Here is a 19,644-nt window from a genome sequence, read left to right as displayed (position 1 = left end):
CTCGCGTTCGGCTCGACCTCAGTCGACATAGAACTCGGTGTGGAGGTCGTGGACGCGGCCGTCACGGAAACACACCAGACGCATGCGGTAGTGAGTATCCCCAGGTGAGTGGGAGTAGCTCCAATACACTTCATCCAGGTCGACATCCCGAGGCGTCCACGTCTTCAGCGGCCCGCCCACGAGCCGCTCGACCTCGGCCTCGGTCATCCCCCGGCGAATCCGCCAGAACTTGAAGGCCGAATAGCCGGGCGCGAAGACGGTGTCCTCCCTGAAGGCGAGCGAGGCCAGCTCCCCCAGGTATCCGTCGAGCGGACGGAACACGTAGAGACACAGCAACGCACTGGCCACGACCGCGAGGACGCGGGCCCACCTCGAGGTGCTCGCAGTCCGAGGTGCTGGTGTTTGCATCACATCCCCTGCCCCGCGTCGGAACGACCTCCCACGCCCCCCGGGACACCGCGACCTCGTGTCCCGGAGGCGCGGTGACTCACTTGCTGCGGCCGTCGTACTGGAACGTCTTCACCGTGTTCAGGTCGACGCCGTCCAGGCAGCGCACGTTGATGGCCGCCATCTCGGAGCCGTCCGGGCCCTTGCCGCGCGCGAAGGAGCGCACGCCGCACTTCGAGCAGAACAGGTGGTGGATGATGTTCTGGTTGAACTGGTAGTCCGTCAGGACGCTCTCGCCCGAGCGCAGCGTGAACTGCGACACCGGCGTGAAGCTCAGCATCGTCCCCGTCTTCTGACAGATGGAACAGTTGCACTGGATGGCCGGCTGGGACAGGTCCAGCTTCACCTCGTAGCGCACCTGCCCGCAGTGACAGCCGCCCTCGTAGCTCTTGAGCTCGCTCATGCGCGGCATCCTGCATGTGCTCGCACGGACGTCCACGCGAAAACGCGCGCCGCGTCGCGGCATGCGGCCCACCCCACGCCAGGCGCTACAGGCTCGCGAGCGCCACGCGGTACAGCGCGCGGTAGCCCATGCGCGGCGCGGGCTCGAAGCGCTCCGCGTTGAAGATGTCCTTGAGCAGCGCCACGCCTTCGGGCGACGACTGCAGGCCCTGCAGCGTCGTCTCCAGCGCCGTCACCAGCTGCGGCTGCAGCCCCATGGCCACCGGCACGCCGTCGTTGGGCGCCTCGTCCGTGTACGCGATGAGCTCGAAGCGGCGCCCCGCGCCCGCCCCCAGCACATCCTCCACGCCCGTCGTGTACGTCAGCCCCGTGGAGGCCGGCGGACAGAACACGCTCGTCACGTCCGCCTTGCCGTCCAGCACCGACTCCAGCGCGCCCCGGTACGAGCCCGTGAAGTGCTGCGCGAAGAAGGCCCGCGCCGGCTCCAGGCCCTGCGCCTTCAGGTACGCGGTGGGGAGCAGGAACCCCGCCACCGAATCCCGGTCCACCCACGCCGCCGTGGCGCCCTTGAGCCGGTCCACCGACAGCCCCGCCCCCGCCCGACACACCAGCGCCGAGCGGTAGGACGACATGCCCCGGCGCACCCCGCGCACCACCACCCGCACCCCCATGGCCTCCATCCGCGCGCACACGAAGGGAGGCGCCCACGCCGCGTCCGCGCGTCCGGAGAGCAGGTCCTTGGCGAGCGTCTCGTAGCTCGACGCGACGCTCACCTCCACCAGCTTGCCCATGGCCCGCTGGAGGAAGGCCGCCAGCCGGTCCGCGCGCTCCCGCGCCGTTTCACTGCCCAATGACGGCGGCAGTCCGAAGCGGAACGAGTGTCGGGTCGCGGAAGGGACTTGAAGGGTCATGACCGCCCCCTGATTACCCCTCCCTGCCCAGTCGCGCCACTTCGTCGTCGGCCAGACCGAACGTCGCCTGGAGCAGGTCCAGGATTCGCTGCTCCGGCAGGCTGGGCTCCCCACCCGCGTGGGCAATCTTCGTGGCCAGCCGGAAGGCCTTCAGCCGCTGGGTGTGCGTCGTCAGGCCGTGGGCCAGCACCTGGAGCCGCTGGGGCAGCCCCTCCGCGGACAGGGCCGACACAGCCTCGCTCACGAAGCTCTGCGCGCGCTCCGGGCTGACGTTCTCGAACAGGGGGTCCGCCGCGAAGCTCTCCACCAGCGCCCGGGCCTCGGCCTCCTTCAGCCGCCCGTCCGCCGCGCTCACCAGCACCATCACCTCCGCGAACAGCCGCTCCAGCGGCTCGCCCAGCGCCTCCGCCAGGCTGCCGCCGTTCTCGATGACGTCGATGATCTGCGCCACCTCGTCCTCGGAGATGCCCAGCGCGGCCTGGAACGTCTTCAAGAGCCCCAGCTCCGTGCGCGTGGCCCGCTGGTCCGCCAGCGCCACCGCCGCCGCCAGCCCGAAGGCCAGCATCCGGTTCTTGTGGTCCGGCAGCCGCCGCCGCAACGACGCCAGCACGTCCTCCAAATCCCGCGCCTCCGACAGCCGGGCCGCGCTGGACTCCACCAGCGCGTTGAGCTCCTCCGGACGCGTGCCCTCGAACTCCGGCCGCTCCAGCACGCGGCTGATCAACGTCTGCATCTCCCGCTGAGAGACACGGCCGTCCGCCATCGCCGCCAGCAACATCACCTCCACCAGCGCGGCGTTGCGTTCCTTGCGCGCGCTCACTGCCTGCTCTCGAGCCATGGGCTGGCTCCCCCTTGCGTGTCCTGCGTGTCTTGAGTGGGCGCCCCCGACTCGGCCCCGCCGGCGTTGAGCGGGTCCGGGTTGAGCGTCCGGTCCATCAGGTGCGACGGCCGCACGTTGGCCATCGCGTTCAGCACGCTCTGACGGACGTTGGGAATCTCCTTGCCCAGCTCCTCCATCAGCTTCTGCATCCGCTTGCGCTGCAGGTTCTCCTGCGTGCCGCACAAGTCACAGGGGATGATGGGGAAGGCCTTCAGCTCCGCGAACCTCGCGATGTCCTTCTCCGGCGCGTAGCACAGCGGCCGGATGACCACGTTGCGCCCGTCGTCGCTCTTGAGCAGCGGCGGCATCGCCTTGATGGAGCCGGCGAAGAACAGGTTCAGCAGGAGCGTGTGGATGAGGTCGTCGCGGTGGTGGCCCAGGGCAATCTTGTTGTACCCGAGCTCCACCGCCGCCGTGTAGAGGATGCCCCGGCGCATGCGCGAGCAGACCGCGCACTGCGTCTTCCCCGGCGGGGTCTTCTCCAGGACGATGCTGTACGTGTCCTCCTTGAGGAGCTTGTACGCGTAGCCCTCTCGCTGGAAGTACTCCTCCAGGACGTGGCCGGGGAATCCCGGGTGTCCTTGGTCCAGGTTCACCGCGAGCAGGTCGAACTTCACCGGCGCGCGGCGCTGCAGCTCCCGGAGCAGGTAGAGCATGGTGTAGGAGTCCTTGCCCCCGGACACACCCACCATGATGCGGTCCCCGTCCTCGATGAGGCGGTGGTCCGCGATGGCTCGGCCCATGTGGCCAAGCAGACTCTTCTCCAGGCGCTGGACGTCATTCATCGGCGTGGCCATCCTAGCGGCGGCCCGGGAAAAAACACGTCATTCAGGCGGTCCGGTCCGCTAGCCTGCTCAGCTCGATGCCTACCTACCCGCAGGGTGACGTGGACGTGGTGGATGCCGCAGGGGCCCAAAGCGCCCTCCAGAAGCTGGAGGCGGCGCGTGAGCTGGCCGTGGACCTGGAGGCCGACTCCATGCACGCCTTCCGCGCCCGGCTGTGCTTCCTCCAGGTGGCCACGGACCTGGACGTCTTCCTCTTCGACACGCTCCAGCCCGACGTGGAGGCCCGGCTGCTCGCCCCGCTGCTGGCCGACCCGGAGCGCACCAAGTACTTCCACGCGGCGCAGGGCGACCTGCAGTTCCTCGCGGAGGCGGGCGTGCGCGTGCGGGGCCTGTTCGACACGCACCGCGCCGCGACGCTGCTGGGCTGGCCCAAGGTGGGCCTGGCGGACGTGGCCCGCGAGAAGCTGGGCGTGGAGCTGCCCAAGGAGCACCAGCAGTCGGACTTCTCGCTGCGCCCGCTGCCCCCGGGCATGCATACCTACATCGCCAACGACGTGCGCTACCTGTGCGAATTGGGCCGGCAGGTGCGGCAGGCGTGCATCGACGCGGACATCCTGGAAGAGGTGACGCTCGACTGCGAGCGGCTGTGTGACGAGGCCGTCGCCCGGCCCGACGTGGGCGCGGACTTCAAGCCCAAGCTGCCGCGCACCGGGCTGTCCCCCGCGCAGTTCACCCTGGCGAACGCGATTGCGCACGCGCTGCACAAGAAGCGGCTGGAGTGGGCGGAGCAGGAGAACGTGCCCATGGGGCGCATGCTCTCCAACATGGCGCTGGCGGACATCGCCACGCGGCTGCCCTCCACGCCCAAGGACCTGGCGCGCGCGGCCGGCGTGCGGGGCGTCTTCGTGCGGGCCCATGGCGACGAGGTGCTCGCCATCGTCCGCGAGCAGCGCGAGAAGTCGCAGAAGGGCGAGCTGGCGCCGGAGCGCGAGAACAAGGGCCCCAAGGACTCCAACCGCCGCAAGCGCGAGGACGCGCTCAAGGCGTTCCGCGTGGAGAAGGCCACCGAGCGCAAGGTGACGCCGAGCGTGGTGCTCACCAACCCGCTGATGGACGCGCTGCTCAGCCAGCCTCCCACGAACCTGGAGGAGCTCGCCCGGGTGCCCTACCTCGGCGAGAAGCGGCTGAAGCTGTACGGCCCCGCCCTCATCGAGCTGCTCGCCGCCTTCCCCGTGCAGGGCGGCTGACGCACCGCGCGTTCGCTCCGAGGGGCGCGTCACCCGCGACCCCCATCGAGGCGCTACCGTCCCTGTCGCGGCGGTGATGGAATGGACACCATCACGCGTCGCATGTGTCGGACGGGACGGAGCTCCTCGATGCGGTTGGGACACCTTGGCGCCATCCTCGGACTCTGGCTGACGCTCCTCCACGTGGGGTGCCTGGGGCGCTCACGCGACGCGGCGCCCACGCCGATGCCTCGCCCTCGCGTCGTGCCCGCGCCCGTGGAGACGCCCCAAGCGCTCGTGCCACCCGGGCTGCGCCTGGAGGCCGGCGTGCGTCCCACGCGGCAGTCGGTGACGTTGGAGCTGGACCCGCGTCAGGAGACGTTCCGCGGCGAGGTGGACGTGGAGCTGTCCCTGTCGGAGCCCACGCGCGTGCTCTGGCTGCACGGCACCGAGCTGGCGCTGCGGCGCGCGCACGTCCAGACGGCGGATGCGCGCGTGCCGGTGGAGGCGATGCCGGTGGGCGAGGACCTGCTCGCCTTCGTCGCGCAGGCGCCGCTTCCGCCGGGCACCGTCACGCTGCACGTCGAGTACTCGGGCCGCGCGTACGACAAGGAGGACAGCGGCGTCTTCCGTGAAGAGGAGGAGGGCCGCTGGTACGCGATGACGCAGTTCCAGCCGCTGTACGCGCGGCGCGCCTTCCCCTGCTTCGACGAGCCCGGCTTCAAGATTCCCTGGTCGCTCACCCTGCGCGTGCGCGCGGAGGACGCCGCCTTCTCCAACATGCCCGTGCGTGCCGAGGAGCCAGGGGCCGAGGGCTGGAAGACGGTGCGCTTCCAGACGACGCCGCCCTTGCCCACGTACCTGGTGGCCTTCGCGGTGGGGCCCTTCGACGCGGTGGACGCGGGCACGGCGGGCGAGGCGAAGGTGCCGGTGCGCATGCTGGTGCCCCGTGGGCGGGGAGCGGAGGCCGCGTACGCCGCGTCCGTGACCGCGCCGCTGCTCGCCCATCTGGAGGAGTGGTTCGGCTCGCCCTACCCGTACTCGAAGCTGGATGTGCTCGCGGTGCCGGGGCTCGTGGGCGGCGCCATGGAGCACCCGGGCCTCATCACCTTCGGCGCGCCGCTGATGCTCCGCACGCCGGAGACGGACACGCTGTGGCGACAGCGCGGCTTCGCCGAGACGCAGGCGCACGAGCTGGCGCACCAGTGGTTCGGCAACCTGGTCACGCCCGCGTGGTGGGACGACCTGTGGCTCAACGAGTCCTTCGCGGACTGGCTCGCCTTCAAGATGGTGAAGCGCTGGCAGCCCGGGTGGCGCGCGGACGTGCGCCGCGTGGAGGCGCGCGGGCAGGCGATGCAGGAGGACTGGCTCGTCACCGCGCGCAGCATCCGCCAGCCGATTGAGTCACCCGGCGACATCCACGGCGCGTTCGACGGCATCACCTACGGCAAGGGCGCCGCGGTGCTCGCGATGTTCGAGTCGTGGGTGGGACAGGACGCGTTCCAGCGCGGCGTGCGGCACTACCTGCGCGCCCACGCGCGCGGCACCGCCACCACGGAGGACTTCTTCCACGCACTGTCGCTCGAGGCCGGGCAGGACGTGGCGCCCGCGTTCTCCACCTTCCTGGACCAGCCCGGCGTGCCCCTGGTGGCGATGACGCTCCAGTGCCCCAAGGACGGCGCGCCCCGGCTCGCGCTGGAGCAGAAGCGCTACCTGCCCCTCGGCGCGAAGGACACCTCCGGGACGCGGGATTGGCGCGTGCCGCTGTGCGTGCGCTACGCGGTGGGCCAGAAGGAGGGCCGCGCATGCACGGTGCTCACCGGCGCCCGTGACACCCTGGCGCTGCCCGAGGCGAAGGGCTGCCCGGACTGGGTGCACCCCAACGCGGACGCGCGCGGCTACTACCACGCGCTCCTGCGGGGGGACGGGCTGGAGAAGCTCGCGCGACGCGGCGGCGCGCGCCTCACCGTCCCCGAGCGGCTGGTGCTGATGGCGGACGCGCGGGCGCTCGTCGGCAGCGGCGAGCTGGACGTCGGCCAGACGCTCACGCTGGTGGCGCGGCTGGGCGAGGGCGACGCGGAGCTGGTCAGCAGCGCGGCGGAGGTGGTGGACAGCGTGCATCGGGACCTGGTGCCGGACTCGCTGCGCTCGCACCGGGCGCGCTTCGTGCGCGGGCTCTTCGGCGGACGTGCGCGCGCGGTGGGCTTCGTGTCGCGCCCCGGGGAGAGTGAAGAGACGCGGCTGATGCGCCCTTCCCTGCTCTCGATGGCGACGACCGAGGGCGAGGACCCGAGGCTGCGCGCCGAGGCGCGCCGACTCACGCTGCGCTGGCTCCAGGACCGGAGCACGCTCGCGCCCGAGGACCGGGCCACCGTCCTCAACGCGGCCGCCGCGGCGGGTGACGCCGAGCTGCACGAGCGCCTGCGCGCGGCCGCGCGCACCGCCACCGACGAGGAGCGCCGGCTGCTGCTCGCCACGCTCGGCGGCTTCCGCGACGTGACGCTCGCGAAGAAGAGCCTGGAGCTGCTGCTGGACGCGAAGGTGGACACGCGCGAGGCGCTGGCCATCCTCTTCGGGCTCCTGTCGGAGGCGCCCACGCGCGAGGTGGCCTTCACCTTCCTGCACGAGCACTTCGACGCCCTGCGCGAGCGGCTGCCCCGCGACCTCACCACGTGGCTGCTCGGCGGCGGCGGGTTCTTCTGCGACGCCGCGCACCGCGACGAGGTGGCCCGGGTGTTCGGCCCGCGCGCCCGCGACGTCGAGGGCGGCGAGCGCGTGCTGGCCCAGTCGCTGGAGCGCGTGGACCAGTGCATCGCGCAGCGCGAGGCCCTGCGCCCCGGCCTCACGCGCTTCCTCGCGCGCTACTGACGTCAGCGCTTGCGCGCGAGCATCATCCCGTCACGCACCGTCAGCAGCACCGGCTCCACGCGCGCGTCCGCCACGACCTTCGCGTTGAAGGCCACCATCGCGTGGTCCGACTCCGACTCCGGGCTGAGCACGCGCCCGGACCACAGCACGTTGTCCGCGACCAGGAGCCCGCCCGGACGCACCAGCGGCACCGCCGCGTCCCAATAGGCGCCGTAGTTCCCCTTGTCCGCGTCGATGAAGACGAGGTCGAAAGGACCCCGCAGCGTCTTCAGGGTTTCCAGGGCAGGTCCGAGTCGAAGCTGGATTTTCCGACCCTGCGGACTCCTGGCGAAGAAGGCGCGCGCGATTTCCGCCGTCTCGGGATTGATGTCGCAGGTGATGAGCTCGCCGTCGCCCGGGAGCCCCTCCGCCATCATCAGAGCGGAGTATCCCGTGAAGGTCCCGATTTCCAGGACGCGCCTCGCACTCGTGAGCGAGACGAGCATTTTCAGGAAGGCGCCCTCGACGGGGCCCACCTGCATTCCGGGAGAGGTCGTGCGCGACTGGGTGATGTCCTTGAGTTCCTCGAACAGTGGCGCGGGTGCCGCGGTGTGCGCGCGGGCGTACTCCTCGATTTCATTCGGGACGAGCGTGAGCTTCGGCATGGTGAACGTTTAACATCGGGCATCCCATGGCCCACTTCCAGTTGCTCCGCCGCTCGGCGTGCATACCCTGGTGGGCGCAACGGAGGTGCCTGCGATGACGGGAGCGAGACTGGGCGGTGCTCGCGCGGACGTGTCGCGCTGCATCGATGCGAGCCTCCAGTGTCAGGCGTCGTGCGAGGCGGGCATGGCGCGCCTGCTGGCCCAGGGCCAGACGCTGAGCAGCGCCTCCGTGCGCGCGCTGCGGCAGTGCGCGGAGCTGTGCGAGCTCAACGTGCGCGCGCTGCGCAAGGAGAGCCGGCTGGCGCGGCACACCACCAACCTGTGCTTCGAGCTGAGCAACCAGGTGGCTCGCGCGGCCTGGCTGGACGCGGATGACGCCAGCTCGTACTCGCTCGCCCGGGACGCGCTGCGGCTCGCCCGCTCGTGCCGCCCGCTGCTGTTCTCGTTCTGAGCCGCCGGGACGCTCGCCCCGTCACATCCTCGTGACCCGGGCCCGCGCGAGACATGCCGGGATACATCCGGCCGAGCCCGCGCTACCATCGTTCCGAGATGAATTGCATCTACAACTCGACCATCAACTTCCTGTTCGCCCTCGGGCTGGTGTTCTCCGCCCTCCCCGCGCGTGGCCAGACCGCCGCCGCGCCCCCGGTGTCCGCCGAGCGGCTGGTGGGCACCTGGGGCGCTGAGCGGGTCCTCGGTCCCCAGGTCCGGGGTGAATTGACGCTGACGCGCGAGGCAGACACGTGGCGCGCGCGCATCGCCGGCTTCGAGGCTCCGGCGCGCGTGGAGGGCACCCAGGTCTCCGTCGTCCTGCCGGGCGGACAGGGCGAGCTGCGCGCCACGCGCTCGAAGGACGGCAAGCGCATCCGGGGCCACTGGATTCAGCCGCGAGTCCAGATGAGCGGCATGAAGTTCGCCTCGCCGGTGGAGCTGCGTGCGCTGCGCGCGGACGTGTGGCGTGGACAGGTGGCGCCGCTGGAGGACCGGTTCTCGCTGTACCTGGTGGTGCGCAAGGAGACCGACGGCACCGTGACCGCATTCCTGCGCAACCCCGAGCGCAACGTGGGCAACCGGGTGCTGTTCCGCGTGAGCGTCGAGGGCAACACCGTGCGACTGACGCCGACGAAGGGCGGGGCCACGTACCAGGGGACGTTCGACGCGGACTCGGAGCGGCTGTCGCTGCACTACCCGCCCTTCGAGACGACGTTCGACTTCACGCGGCGGGAGCGCTCGCAGGCGGTGGGCCTGTACGCGCGCACGCCCGCGCCGGGCCCCTACGTCTACCGGCCCCCTGTCGCCGAGGATGACGGCTGGAAGACGGCGTCACTCGCGGACGTGGGCATGGACGCGCAGCCGCTGCGTGAGCTGGTGCAGCAGATTCTCGACCAGGAGCCGAGCCCGGAGTCGGCGCCGGCCATCCAGGGCCTGCTGGTGGCTCGACGGGGGAAGCTGGTGGTCGAGGAGTACTTCCAGGGCTTCGACAAGGAGCGTCCGCATGACCTGCGCTCGGCGGCGAAGACGTACGCCTCCGTGCTGGTGGGCATCGCGCTGGACCAGGGCGCGCCCTTCACCGTCGACACACCCGTCCTCTCGCTGCTCCCCGAGTACCAGGGCAAGGTGGCGCACCTGGATGAGCGCAAGCGCAGGCTCGACGTGGCGCACCTGATGTCGATGTCCACGGGGCTGGCGTGTGACGACGATGACGCGGAGTCACCGGGCAACGAGGACCGGCTCGAGGACTCCGTCCCGGATTGGTACAAGTACACGCTGGACCTGCCCATGGTGTCCGAGCCGGGGACGAAGGGCGTGTACTGCTCGGCGAACATCAACCTGGTGGGCGGCGTGCTGCGCAACACCACGAAGCGGTGGATTCCGGAGTTCTTCACCGAGCACCTCGCCACGCCGCTCCAGATGCGCGACTACCACCTGGACCTGATGCCGGACGGCGAGCAGTACCTGGGCGGCGGCATCTACATGCGCCCGCGCGACGCGCTGAAGCTCGGGCAGCTGTACCTCTCGGGAGGGACGTGGAACGGCCGGCGCGTGGTGAGCAAGCGATGGGTGGAGCAGTCCATCGCGAAGCACGCGACGATGAACGAGAAGCAGACCTACGGCTACACGTGGTGGCGTCACGAGCTGAAGGTCGGAGAGCGCGTGTTCTCCGAGTACGAGGCCTGCGGCAACGGCGGCCAGCTCGTGATGGTCGTCCCCGAGCTGGACCTCGTCGTGATGTTCACCGCGGGCAACTACAACCACGTCGCGCTCTGGCGGAAGTTCCGTGAGGAGCTGCTGCCCAAGTTCATCATGGCCGCGGTGCGCTCCGGGAAGTGAGCGCGCCTCGACTCAGACTCGACTTTCGCCCTTTTGGGGTGGGATGCCCAAGCAGGGGGCCGAGAGGAGAGAGGGCTGAGGGTTGGTAAAGAGCGGCCATCGAGACCAGCTGAGAGAGGTGTCCGGCAAGACACGCCTCTTCCAGCACCTTCGAGGTCTGCGATGGCCGCTTCCCATTTGTATGCACTGCTTCGAGTCCTGCAGCTGGTTCGGCCGGCGTTCACCGAGCCCTCGTTCCTCCGCTTCCTGGTGCTGTTCGCCGGCTGGGTGTGCAGTGGAGGCACGCACGCCGTTACCGAGGCGCTGGTGGCCGCAGGAGTGTCGGGCGTGCAGCACCATGCGGCCTTCCATCGCTTCTTCTCCCGGACGCGGTGGAGTACGGACGAGGTAGGCCGACTGCTCCTGTTGAAGCTGGCGGCATTGGGACCCGTGCGGTTGGTACTCGATGACACCCTTTGCAGTCACAAGGGGCCGAAGGTTTTCGGCCTGGGCAGTCACCTGGATGCGGTTCGCTCCACCCGGGCCATGCGCGTCTTCTGCTTCGGCCACGTCTGGGTGACGCTCGCGGTGCTGGTGCACGTGCCCTTTGCTGCGCGCCCCTGGGCACTGCCCGTTCTCTTCCGGCTCTACCGCACCCAAGCCGAGTGCCAGAGGAGGGACATCCGGCACCGGAAGAAAACGCAGTTGGGCCGAGAGTTGGTTGAGCGTGTCCTCAGCTGGCTGCCAACGGGCCCTTTGGAACTGGCCGCGGACGAAGCGTACTCATGCAGCACCCTGCTCAAGGGGTTGCCGCAGCGGCTCGTCTTCGTCGGAGCCATGCGTCCAGATGCAGTGCTGACGCGCCCGCGCGTGCACCGCTGCCGCTCGCGGAAAACGGGGCGCTGGCTGACGCGTGACGTGCCGGTGCCCAAGCCCGAGGCCCTTGCCAGAGATTCAGCACTCCCCTGGATGCGGCTGACAGCCCAGCTCTACGGCCGCTCGCAGCAGGTGGACTACAAGGAGGTGGTGGCCCGGTGGAGGAGTGCTGCCGGCGAGCGGATGCTCAAGGTGGTCGTCGTGCGGATGACAAGTGGAAGCCGCCCCCTGCGAGTCTTCTTCTGCACCGCCCCCTCCCTGTCCGCCCTCGAAGTGGTGGAACGGTATGCCTTCAGGTGGAGCATCGAAGTGCTCTTCCGGGACTTGAAGCAACTGCTTGGCTTCGCCGACTCGCGGGCCCGCCGTCGCCTGGCCGTGCTTCGCACCGCTCCCTTCGCTGGCTTGAGCTACACCCTTCTCGTCCTCTGGTACCTGGAGCTGACCGCCAACTGGCAACAGCTGAGGGTGCCTCTGCGCCCCTGGTACACCACCAAGACCACGGTCAGCTTCGCGGATGTCCTCCGCCTGGCTCAATCCTCCCTGGCCCGGGCCCGCTGGCATTCGCCGCGTCGACTTCGCGCCAACTTACATGCTGCCTCTCGCGCCCCGCCATCTCAGGAGAGCGCGGAGTAGACCGCCGCGCTCTCTCCCTCGCTCTAAAATGGCGAAAGTCGAGTCAGAGCGTGATGCCGTAGAGCACGCCGTACTTCGAGCGCAGGTGCGTGAGGAAGTCCGCGTCGGTGAGCCCCTGCCCCGTCACCACGCGCATCCGCTCCTCGGCCGGCAGGCGGAAGCCATGCCGGTGCACCCGCTCTCGCAGCCAGTCGCGCAGGGACAACATCTTCCCCTGACGAAGCTGCGCGTCCAGGTCCGGCAGCTCCCGCCCCGCGACGCGGTAGAGCGACGCCGCGTAGAGGTTGCCCAGCGAGTACGTGGGGAAGTACCCCAGCTCGCCCCAGGCCCAGTGGATGTCCTGGAGCACGCCCTGCGTGTCATCAGGCGGCGTGACCCCCAGATAGCGCTCCATGCGCTCGTTCCACGCCGCGGGCACGTCGTCCAACGGGAGCGCGTCGCGAAAGAGCAACAGCTCCAGCTCGTAGCGCACGGCGATGTGCAGGTTGTACGTCACCTCGTCGGACTCGATGCGGATGAGCGACGGCCGCACCTCGTTGACCGCCGCGAGGAAGTCCTCCAGGTCCACGCCCTTCAGCGCCTCCGGGAAGCTGTCACGCAGCAGCGGGAAGTAGTGCTCCCAGAACGGCCGGCCCCGGCCCACCTGGTTCTCCCACAGCCGCGACTGCGACTCGTGCAGCCCCATCGAGGGAGACGCCGCCAGCGGCGTGCGGTGCAGCTCCGGCGCGAAGCCCTGCTCGAACAGCCCGTGCCCCGCTTCATGGATGGTGCTGAAGATGGCCGACAGCGGATTCGACTCGTCCACGTGCGTGGTGAGCCGCACGTCGAGCGCATGCGTGCCCCCGGTGAACGGGTGGATGCTCAAGTCCTGCCGCCCCGCCTCCAGGTCGAAGCCGATGTCCTCGAGCAGCTTCAACGTGAAGCGCCACTGCGCGTCCTTGTCGAAGCGGCGCCCGTCGAACACGGGCCGAGGACGCTTCCCCGTCCCCGTGAGCTTCCCCACCATGGGCACCAGCTGCTCGCGCAGCGCCGTGAGCACCGGCGTCAGTCGGGAGACCCTCATGCCCGGCTCGTACCCCTCCAGCAGGGCGTCGTAACGCTCACCGTCATGTCCGTAGGCGTCCGCCTGCTCGCGGCGCAGCGACAACAGCCGCTGGAGCGCGGGCTGGAACCGGGCGAAGCGGCGCTCCTTGCGGGCCTCCCTCCAGGCATGGAGCCCATGGCTCTGGGCCTCGGCCAGGGCACGCACCAGGGCGGCGGGCACGCGCACCTCGCGCTCCCGTTCCCGCTGGAGCACGGCCACCATGGCCTGCTCGTCCCCGGTCAGCCCAGGGTCCACGGAGGCCTTGGAGAGGGCCTCTCCCAGCCTCGGGTCCACCAGGCGCTCGTGGTGGAGCCCCTGGAGGGTGGAGAGCTGCTGGGCGCGGGCCGGACCCGCCTTGGAGGGCAGGTACGTCTCCTGGTCCCACGTGGCGAGGCCGATGAGCCCCTGGAGGTCCTTCAGCTCCTGCATCCGGGAGAGCAGCCAGGTATCCATGGGGACTCTATAGCGCGCCTCACCCCGGACTTCCGCCCCGGAGGACACAAGGGTATGAGGGCCCGGCAATGGCCAATGTCCTCCAGTTCTTCATGACCCCCGACGACGAGCTCGCCTTCTTCCGCTACCTGGAGCGCTTCGTGCTGGAGGTGTACCCCCGCCGCGTCCCGGAGGACTGGGTGACGTTCCGCGCCCACCAGGACCACATGGACCGGCTGCCCCAGGAGGACCTGTACCTGGTGGCCAGCGAGATTGGCCCCGCCATCGTCGACAAGGTGAAGCGCGGCCCGGACAAGGGCAGCTGGCGCGTGGACGAGGTGCGCTCCCCCGTCATCTTCATGGAGCGCTGCCGCACCAACGAGGAGGGCGAGCTGGTCTCAGGCAAGCTCTGGGCGGAGCTGGACATCACCGCGCAGACGGGCCGCAAGAACGCGGCGCCGGACCGCTTCCGGGGCCTGTTCCTCGAAATCGAGGAGCACGTGAAGAAGACGTACCGCCGGGGCCAGCCGAAGGACTTCTTCGTCGGCCCCAAGGCAGCCCGCCTCTACAAGGAGGGCCTGGTCCTTCGCGACTCCCAGTTCCGCGGCGGCACGGTCAACGTCTACAAGTAGCCGCCCGCCGCGCGGGGCGCCTCAGCTCCCCGTGTTGAGCGCCAGCGCCTTGCGCAGCTGCGGGGCCTCGTTGAGGAACTTCAGGTCCGGGTGCTTGTCCTCGGCGTGCTGGAGCGCCCAGTCGTCGCGGAAGAGGACCAGCGGCAGCCCGTCGCGGTCCTGCACCGTCTGACGGTTGCCCTCCCAGTCGAAGGACTTGGGGTCGAAGTTGGGCCCCACCACCCAGCGCGCGTGGCTGAAGGGCAGCCGGTCCAGGGCGATCTTCGCCCCGTACTCGTGCTCCAGCCGGTACTGGAGGACCTCGAACTGGAGCGCGCCGACCACGCCGACAATCGGGTCCTTCATGCCCATGGCCAGCTGCTGGAAGATTTGGACCGTGCCCTCTTCCGACAGCTGCTCCAGGCCCTTCTCCATCTGCTTGCGGCGCAGCGGGTCCTTGGAGCGGACCACGGCGAAGTACTCGGGGCTGAAGCGCGGCACGCCCTCGAACTCCACGTCCGTGCCCTCGGCGAGCGTGTCGCCGATGCGGTACTGCCCCGGGTCGAACAGGCCGATGACGTCCCCGGGCCACGCGTCTTCAATCGCGGTGCGCTCGGCGGCCATGAACTGGCTGGGCTTGGCCAGGCGCACCTCCTTGCCCAGGCGCGAGTGGTACGCGTTCATGCCCTTGACGTAGCGGCCGCTCACCACGCGCATGAAGGCGATGCGGTCGCGGTGCGCGGGGTCCATGTTCGCTTGAATCTTGAAGACGAAGCCCGCGAACCTGGGGTTGTTCGGCTCGCGCGGGCCGTTCGTCGTCGGGCGAGAGGTGGGCGCGGGCGCCAGGTCCAGGAACGCGTCGAGGAACGGGCGCACGCCGAAGTTCGTCATCGCGCTGCCGAAGAACATGGGCGTCAACTGCCCCGCGTCGCTCTTCTCGCGGGTGAACTCGTCCCCGCCGATGTCGAGCAGCTCGATGTCCTCGTGCAGCTTCGCCAGCTCCGCCTCGGTGAGCACCGTCTTGATTTCATCCGAGTCGATGGAGACCGAGCGCTCGGCGACCTCCGACTCGCCGTGGGAGCCCTCCGCGGAGAAGACGTGGACCACGCGGGCCTGCCGGTCGTAGACGCCGCGGAACTCCGGCCCCATGCCGATGGGCCAGTTCATCGGGTACGAGCGGATGCCGAGCACCTGCTCCAGCTCGTTCATCAGCTCGAGCGGCTCGCGGCCGTAGCGGTCCAGCTTGTTGACGAAGGTGAAGATGGGGATGCCGCGCATGCGGCAGACCTTGAAGAGCTTCTTGGTCTGCGGCTCGACGCCCTTGGCGGCGTCGATGAGCATCACCGCCGAGTCCGCCGCGGCCAGCGTGCGGTAGGTGTCCTCGGAGAAGTCCTGGTGGCCCGGGGTGTCCAGCAGGTTGACCGCGTGGTCCCGGTAGGAGAACTGGAGGACGGACGAGGTGACGGAGATGCCGCGCTCCTTCTCCAGCTCCATCCAGTCGCTGGTGGCGTGGCGCCGCGCGCGCTTGGCCTTGACGCTGCCGGCCAGGTGGATGGCGCCGCCGTAGAGCAAGAGCTTCTCGGTGAGCGTGGTCTTGCCCGCGTCGGGGTGGGAGATGATCGCGAAGGTGCGCCGCCGGGCGACCTCCCTGTCGAGCTCGTTCGTCATGACCCGAGGCCAACTACCACGGGCCGTGTTTCCTTGCAGCCAGCAAGGAGCCCCTGGCGGTCCGCCCGACGCCCGTGGGAGGGTCCGCCCACCCTTTCTCGCCCCTGGAGGCGGCCATGCAGCGGACCCACCACTCGACAGGTACTCCCTGGGAGCCCCGCGTGGGCTACTCGCGCGCGGTGCGCGTGGGCCCCTTCGTCTCCGTCTCCGGCACCACCGCCACGGACGCCCAGGGCCAGGTGGTGGGCCCCGGGGACGCCTACCTCCAGGCCACGCAGACCCTGCGCAACATCGAGGCCGCGCTGAAGGCCGTGGGCGCCAGCCTGAAGGACGTGGTGCGCACGCGCATGTACGTCACGGACATCTCCCGCTGGGAGGAGGTGGGCCGCGCCCACGGGGAGTTCTTCGCCGCCATCCGCCCCGCCACGTCGATGGTGGAGGTGAGCAAGCTCATCGACCCGGCGATGCTGGTGGAGATCGAAGCGGACGCCATCGTGGCGGACGCGCCGGCTCCGACGCCCTGAGGAGCGGGCGCTCCCCTGTCCGCCCGGTGTCCCGGGTCGGGGTGGCCGCCTGGGACGCGACGCTCCAAGTTGGAGGGAGCCATGGGCGTCGAATGGAAGGACAACATCAGCCTCGCGGACGCGCTGGAGCGCGTGGCGGACCTGCTCGAGCAGCAGGACGCCATGCCCTTCCGGGTATCGGCCTACCGCAAGGCGGCGGCGACGGTGGGGAAGTGGCCGGACTCCGTGGCGGAGCTGCTCGCGTCCAAGGGCGAGGCGGGTCTCCGGGAGCTGCCCGGGGTGGGCAAGAGCATCGCGGCCTCCATCGCGGAGCTGGTGCGCACCGGGCACCTGGGGCTGTTGCAGCGCCTGGAGGACGAGTCCTCTCCCGAGCAGCTGCTCGCCAGCGTGCCGGGCATCGGGCCGGAGCTCGCGCGGCGCATCCATGAGGAGCTGGGGGTGCGCTCGCTCGAGGAGCTGGAGCAGGCGGCGCACGACGGGCACCTGGAGGCGGTGGAGGGCTTCGGTCCTCGTCGCGGGCAGCAGGTGCGCGACCTGCTGGCGGCGCGGCTGGGCCGCAACCGGCGCGGGCTGGCGCGCAAGCAGGAGCAACGGGAGGAAGGCGGTCCCCAGCCGGACGTCGGGCTGCTGCTCCAGGTGGACGAGGAGTACCGCCGGCGCGCGGAGGCCGGCGAGCTGCGCACCATCGCGCCCCGGCGCTTCAACCCCACGGGCGAGGCGTGGCTGCCGGTGCTGCGGCGCAAAGTGGACGGGTGGAGCGTGCGCGCGCTGTTCTCCAACACGGCGCTCGCGCACCAGCAGGACGCGACGCGCGAGTGGGTGGTGCTCTACTTCGACAAGGACGGCGACGAGGGCCAGTGCACCGTCGTCACCGCGCACGGCGGGCCGCTGGATGGACGGCGCGTCGTGCGGGGCCGCGAGGTGGAGTGTCTGGCCTACTACGGCGTGGAGTCCGAGGAGACGGAGGCGCCGCCTCCCGGCGCGTGAGCGCGGCCCTCCACGCCACGTCCCGCCCGCGGCATCCCGCACGCGCGGGACATGACACCGCGTCTCAGGGCGCCGGGAAGTAGAGCTCCACGGTGGAGACCGCGCCGCTCGAGCCCAGCCCGCCAGTGACGAGCAACCGGTCCGAGCCCGCCAGGCGCGACACCGCCGCGCTCGACAGCGGATTGGACAGCGCGCCCGCGGACGTCCACAGGCCCGTGGCCGGGTCATACACCTCGGAGGTGGGCAACAGCCCCGTGGCGGCGCCCGCGTCCCCGCCCATGACCAGCACCCGGCCCGACGGCAGCACCGACGCCATCGCCCCGTAGCGGCTGCTCGACATGGGCGCCACCGGCATCCACAGGCCCAGCGCGGGCTCGTAGATTTCGGCCGAGGCCAACGCGCCCCCCTGCCCCCAGCCGCCCGCCACCAGCACCCGGCCTCCCGGCAGCGACACCGCGACGTGGCCATAGCGCGTGCCCGACATGGAGCCCGCGGGAGACCACACCCCGGTGTTCATGTCGTAGAGCTCCGCGGTGGCCGTGTCCCCCGTGGGCGTGGTGCCACCGGCCACCAGCACGTGTCCCGACAACAACATCGTGGCGGTGTGGTTGATGCGCTTCACGCTCATCGAGCCCGTGGCGCGCCAGGTGCCCGACGGCGGGTCATACAGCTCCGCCGTGGCCTGGATGCTGCTGAAGCTCGACGAAGACCGCCCTCCCGTCACCAGCACCTGCCCGGAGAGCAGCAACGTCGCGGTGTGCCGCGAGCGCGTCCCCGCGAGCGCGCCGGTGGTGCTCCAGAGGCCGGTGTCCGGGTTGTACACCTCGGCGGAGGACAGGTAGGACGACCCGGAGGCCTGACCTCCCGCCACCAGCACCCTGCCCGAGGGCAGCACCGTCCCGGTGTGCAGGAAGCGCGGGGTGACGAGGCTGCCCGTCGCCGTCCACGTGGCTTGGGCCTCGTCATACAGCTCCGCGCCGCCCAGGCCCGCGCCGCCCATCGTGCCGCCCGCCACCAGCACCTTGCCCGACCCCAGGAGCGACGCCGTGTGCTGATAGCGCGTCGTCGCCATGCTCGTGGTGAGGCGCCACGGCGGCGTGGGCACCGAGTACCGCTCGGCCGTGGCGGAGCGCTGCACGCTGTCGGGGCTTCCGCCCGTGACGAGCACGTCGCCCTGGACCAGCAACGTCGCCGTGTGGCCCAGCCTGCTCGTGCTCATGGACGCCACCTGCGTCCAGCGCCCCTGCGCCGGGTCATACAGCAGCGCCGTCTCCAGGTAGGGCTCGTTGCCGTCCGAGCCTCCGGTGACGAGCACCTCGCCCGAGTGCAGGAGCGTGGCCGTGTGCTGCGCGCGCTCCGCCGGCAAGGCCTGCGTGACGGGGCTCCAACTCCCCATGCCCGGGTCGAACACCTCCACGCCGCGCGTCGCGGTGAACTCGTCCACGAAGCCGCCCACCACCAGCACCTTGCCGGACAACAGCAGCGTCGCCGTGTGGCCCGCGCGCGCCACGAGCAGACTCGCCGCGACGCTCCACGTCCCGGTGGACGGCTCGTACAGCTCCGCGTCGCGCAGGAACGCGCCCCGAGGCCCCTGCCGTCCGCCGACCACCAGCACCCGCCCGTTGGGCAGCAGCGTCGCCGTGTGGCCCACGCGCGGCCTGCGCAGCGCCCCCGTCTGGGACCACGTGCCCGTGGCCGAGTCATAGAGCTGCGCGCTCGCGAGCCCCGCGCCCGCGCCGTTCTCCCCGCCCACCACCAGCACCTTGCCGTTGCCGAGCAACGTCGCCGTGTGGCCCGAGCGCAGCGAGTCCAGGCTGCCCGTCGGCGCCCACGAGCCCAGCGACGGCTCATACAGCTCCGCGGTGCCCGTGGCCGACGCCGCCGAGTCGCCCCCCACCACCAGCACCTTGCCGTTGCCGAGCAACGTCGCCGTGTGTCGCCGCCGCGCCGCGTTCAGCGTGCCGCCCGTGAGCCAGCGCGCGCCCGCCACGTCATACAGCTCCGCGCTCGTGGAGGACTGGCCCCCCACCACCAGCACGTTGCCGGAGCGCAGCACCGTCGCCGTGTGGTCCACCCGCTGCAACGTCATGCTCGCCGTCAACGACCAGCCCAGCTCCGGCACGGGCGCGGCGGTCAGCCCCGCACCCGCCCCCCTGGCTTCCGACGGCTCTGCAAATTCTTCGTGTGAGCATCCCGTGAGGACAAGCGCCGTCACCAGCGCGGCCAGGTGGCCGAGCCTGATACATCGTTTCATGGAGGGAGGTCCTTTCCCGAGGGGGATGTGGGGCCCGATGGCCCGCACAGGGCGGCGCTTAACCCAATCCCCGGGAGCGAGGCCAATCCCGCCTCTGAAAAA

Annotated in this window: 17 protein-coding genes; 8 read left to right on the top strand and 9 right to left on the bottom strand. The window is 70.5% G+C overall.

Annotation, left to right across the window (positions count from 1 at the left end; all coding sequences use genetic code 11):
• Positions 1-18: 18 nt before the first annotated feature.
• The 5 genes from VZQ01_RS28580 to ttcA form a co-directional block, all read right to left on the bottom strand.
• Positions 19-348 carry a hypothetical protein gene (locus VZQ01_RS28580; RefSeq protein WP_223748452.1) on the bottom strand — a complete coding sequence of 110 codons (330 nt, stop codon included), beginning with the start codon at positions 346-348 and terminating at the stop codon, positions 19-21.
• Between the two features lie 139 nt (positions 349-487).
• The gene (locus VZQ01_RS28575) at positions 488-850 is read right to left on the bottom strand and encodes a GFA family protein (RefSeq protein ID WP_223748451.1); all 363 of its coding nucleotides are present in this window, start codon (positions 848-850) and stop codon (positions 488-490) included.
• 85 nt (positions 851-935) lie between these two features.
• A complete protein-coding gene (locus VZQ01_RS28570) occupies positions 936-1,760 on the bottom strand; it encodes a phosphate/phosphite/phosphonate ABC transporter substrate-binding protein (RefSeq protein ID WP_223748450.1) in 825 nt (274 codons plus the stop codon).
• Positions 1,761-1,773: 13 nt separating this feature from the next.
• Positions 1,774-2,598: a TerB family tellurite resistance protein gene (locus VZQ01_RS28565; RefSeq protein WP_223748449.1), complete on the bottom strand. Its 825-nt coding sequence runs from the start codon at positions 2,596-2,598 to the stop codon at positions 1,774-1,776.
• Positions 2,577-3,437 carry a tRNA 2-thiocytidine(32) synthetase TtcA gene (gene ttcA / locus VZQ01_RS28560; protein WP_223748448.1) on the bottom strand — a complete coding sequence of 287 codons (861 nt, stop codon included), beginning with the start codon at positions 3,435-3,437 and terminating at the stop codon, positions 2,577-2,579. The genes VZQ01_RS28565 and ttcA overlap by 22 nt, the downstream gene beginning before the upstream one ends.
• A 65-nt stretch (positions 3,438-3,502) precedes the next feature.
• Between ttcA and VZQ01_RS28555 the strand changes: the two genes are divergently transcribed.
• The gene (locus tag VZQ01_RS28555; RefSeq protein WP_223781644.1) at positions 3,503-4,672 is read left to right on the top strand and encodes a ribonuclease D; all 1,170 of its coding nucleotides are present in this window, start codon (positions 3,503-3,505) and stop codon (positions 4,670-4,672) included.
• Between the two features lie 129 nt (positions 4,673-4,801).
• Positions 4,802-7,519: a M1 family metallopeptidase gene (locus VZQ01_RS28550; protein ID WP_426745222.1), complete on the top strand. Its 2,718-nt coding sequence runs from the start codon at positions 4,802-4,804 to the stop codon at positions 7,517-7,519.
• A gap of 2 nt (positions 7,520-7,521) precedes the next feature.
• On the opposite strand, the gene VZQ01_RS28545 is transcribed toward VZQ01_RS28550, so the two are convergent.
• Positions 7,522-8,163 (bottom strand): O-methyltransferase, encoded by a 642-nt coding sequence (locus tag VZQ01_RS28545; protein WP_223781642.1) that lies wholly within the window; start codon positions 8,161-8,163, stop codon positions 7,522-7,524.
• A gap of 94 nt (positions 8,164-8,257) precedes the next feature.
• Here VZQ01_RS28545 and VZQ01_RS28540 point away from each other — a divergent pair, with 94 nt between their 5' ends.
• From VZQ01_RS28540 to VZQ01_RS28530, 3 genes are all read left to right on the top strand, one after another.
• On the top strand, positions 8,258-8,614 hold the full coding sequence (locus tag VZQ01_RS28540; protein ID WP_046715845.1) for a four-helix bundle copper-binding protein: 357 nt from the start codon (positions 8,258-8,260) through the stop codon (positions 8,612-8,614).
• A gap of 98 nt (positions 8,615-8,712) precedes the next feature.
• On the top strand, positions 8,713-10,494 hold the full coding sequence (locus VZQ01_RS28535) for a serine hydrolase domain-containing protein (protein WP_426745221.1): 1,782 nt from the start codon (positions 8,713-8,715) through the stop codon (positions 10,492-10,494).
• A 162-nt stretch (positions 10,495-10,656) separates the two neighbouring features.
• The gene (locus VZQ01_RS28530) at positions 10,657-11,982 is read left to right on the top strand and encodes an IS701 family transposase (RefSeq protein ID WP_426745220.1); all 1,326 of its coding nucleotides are present in this window, start codon (positions 10,657-10,659) and stop codon (positions 11,980-11,982) included.
• A gap of 43 nt (positions 11,983-12,025) precedes the next feature.
• Here the strand turns inward: VZQ01_RS28530 and VZQ01_RS28525 are convergent, their stop codons facing one another.
• Positions 12,026-13,519 carry a carboxypeptidase M32 gene (locus tag VZQ01_RS28525; RefSeq protein ID WP_426745219.1) on the bottom strand — a complete coding sequence of 498 codons (1,494 nt, stop codon included), beginning with the start codon at positions 13,517-13,519 and terminating at the stop codon, positions 12,026-12,028.
• Positions 13,520-13,587: 68 nt separating this feature from the next.
• Between VZQ01_RS28525 and VZQ01_RS28520 the strand changes: the two genes are divergently transcribed.
• Positions 13,588-14,130: a hypothetical protein gene (locus tag VZQ01_RS28520; protein ID WP_223748442.1), complete on the top strand. Its 543-nt coding sequence runs from the start codon at positions 13,588-13,590 to the stop codon at positions 14,128-14,130.
• 21 nt (positions 14,131-14,151) lie between these two features.
• On the opposite strand, the gene VZQ01_RS28515 is transcribed toward VZQ01_RS28520, so the two are convergent.
• Entirely contained in the window at positions 14,152-15,777 is a 1,626-nt protein-coding gene (locus VZQ01_RS28515; protein WP_223781639.1) for a peptide chain release factor 3, read from the bottom strand.
• A 116-nt stretch (positions 15,778-15,893) separates the two neighbouring features.
• On the opposite strand from VZQ01_RS28515, the gene VZQ01_RS28510 reads away from it, so the two are divergent.
• Complete coding sequence (locus VZQ01_RS28510; protein WP_267699690.1) at positions 15,894-16,301, top strand: RidA family protein; 408 nt, start codon at positions 15,894-15,896, stop codon at positions 16,299-16,301.
• Positions 16,302-16,382: 81 nt separating this feature from the next.
• Positions 16,383-17,288, top strand: a complete 906-nt coding sequence (locus VZQ01_RS28505) for a helix-hairpin-helix domain-containing protein (protein ID WP_223781637.1) — start codon at positions 16,383-16,385, stop codon at positions 17,286-17,288.
• Positions 17,289-17,352: 64 nt separating this feature from the next.
• Here VZQ01_RS28505 and VZQ01_RS28500 read toward each other — a convergent pair whose 3' ends face one another.
• A complete protein-coding gene (locus VZQ01_RS28500) occupies positions 17,353-19,377 on the bottom strand; it encodes a Kelch repeat-containing protein (RefSeq protein WP_426745218.1) in 2,025 nt (674 codons plus the stop codon).
• Positions 19,378-19,644: the final 267 nt, after the last annotated feature.

The organism is Myxococcus faecalis, assembly GCF_050039385.1.
GTDB lineage: Bacteria > Myxococcota > Myxococcia > Myxococcales > Myxococcaceae > Myxococcus > Myxococcus fulvus.
This window is presented reverse-complemented; position numbering and strand designations above follow the sequence as displayed.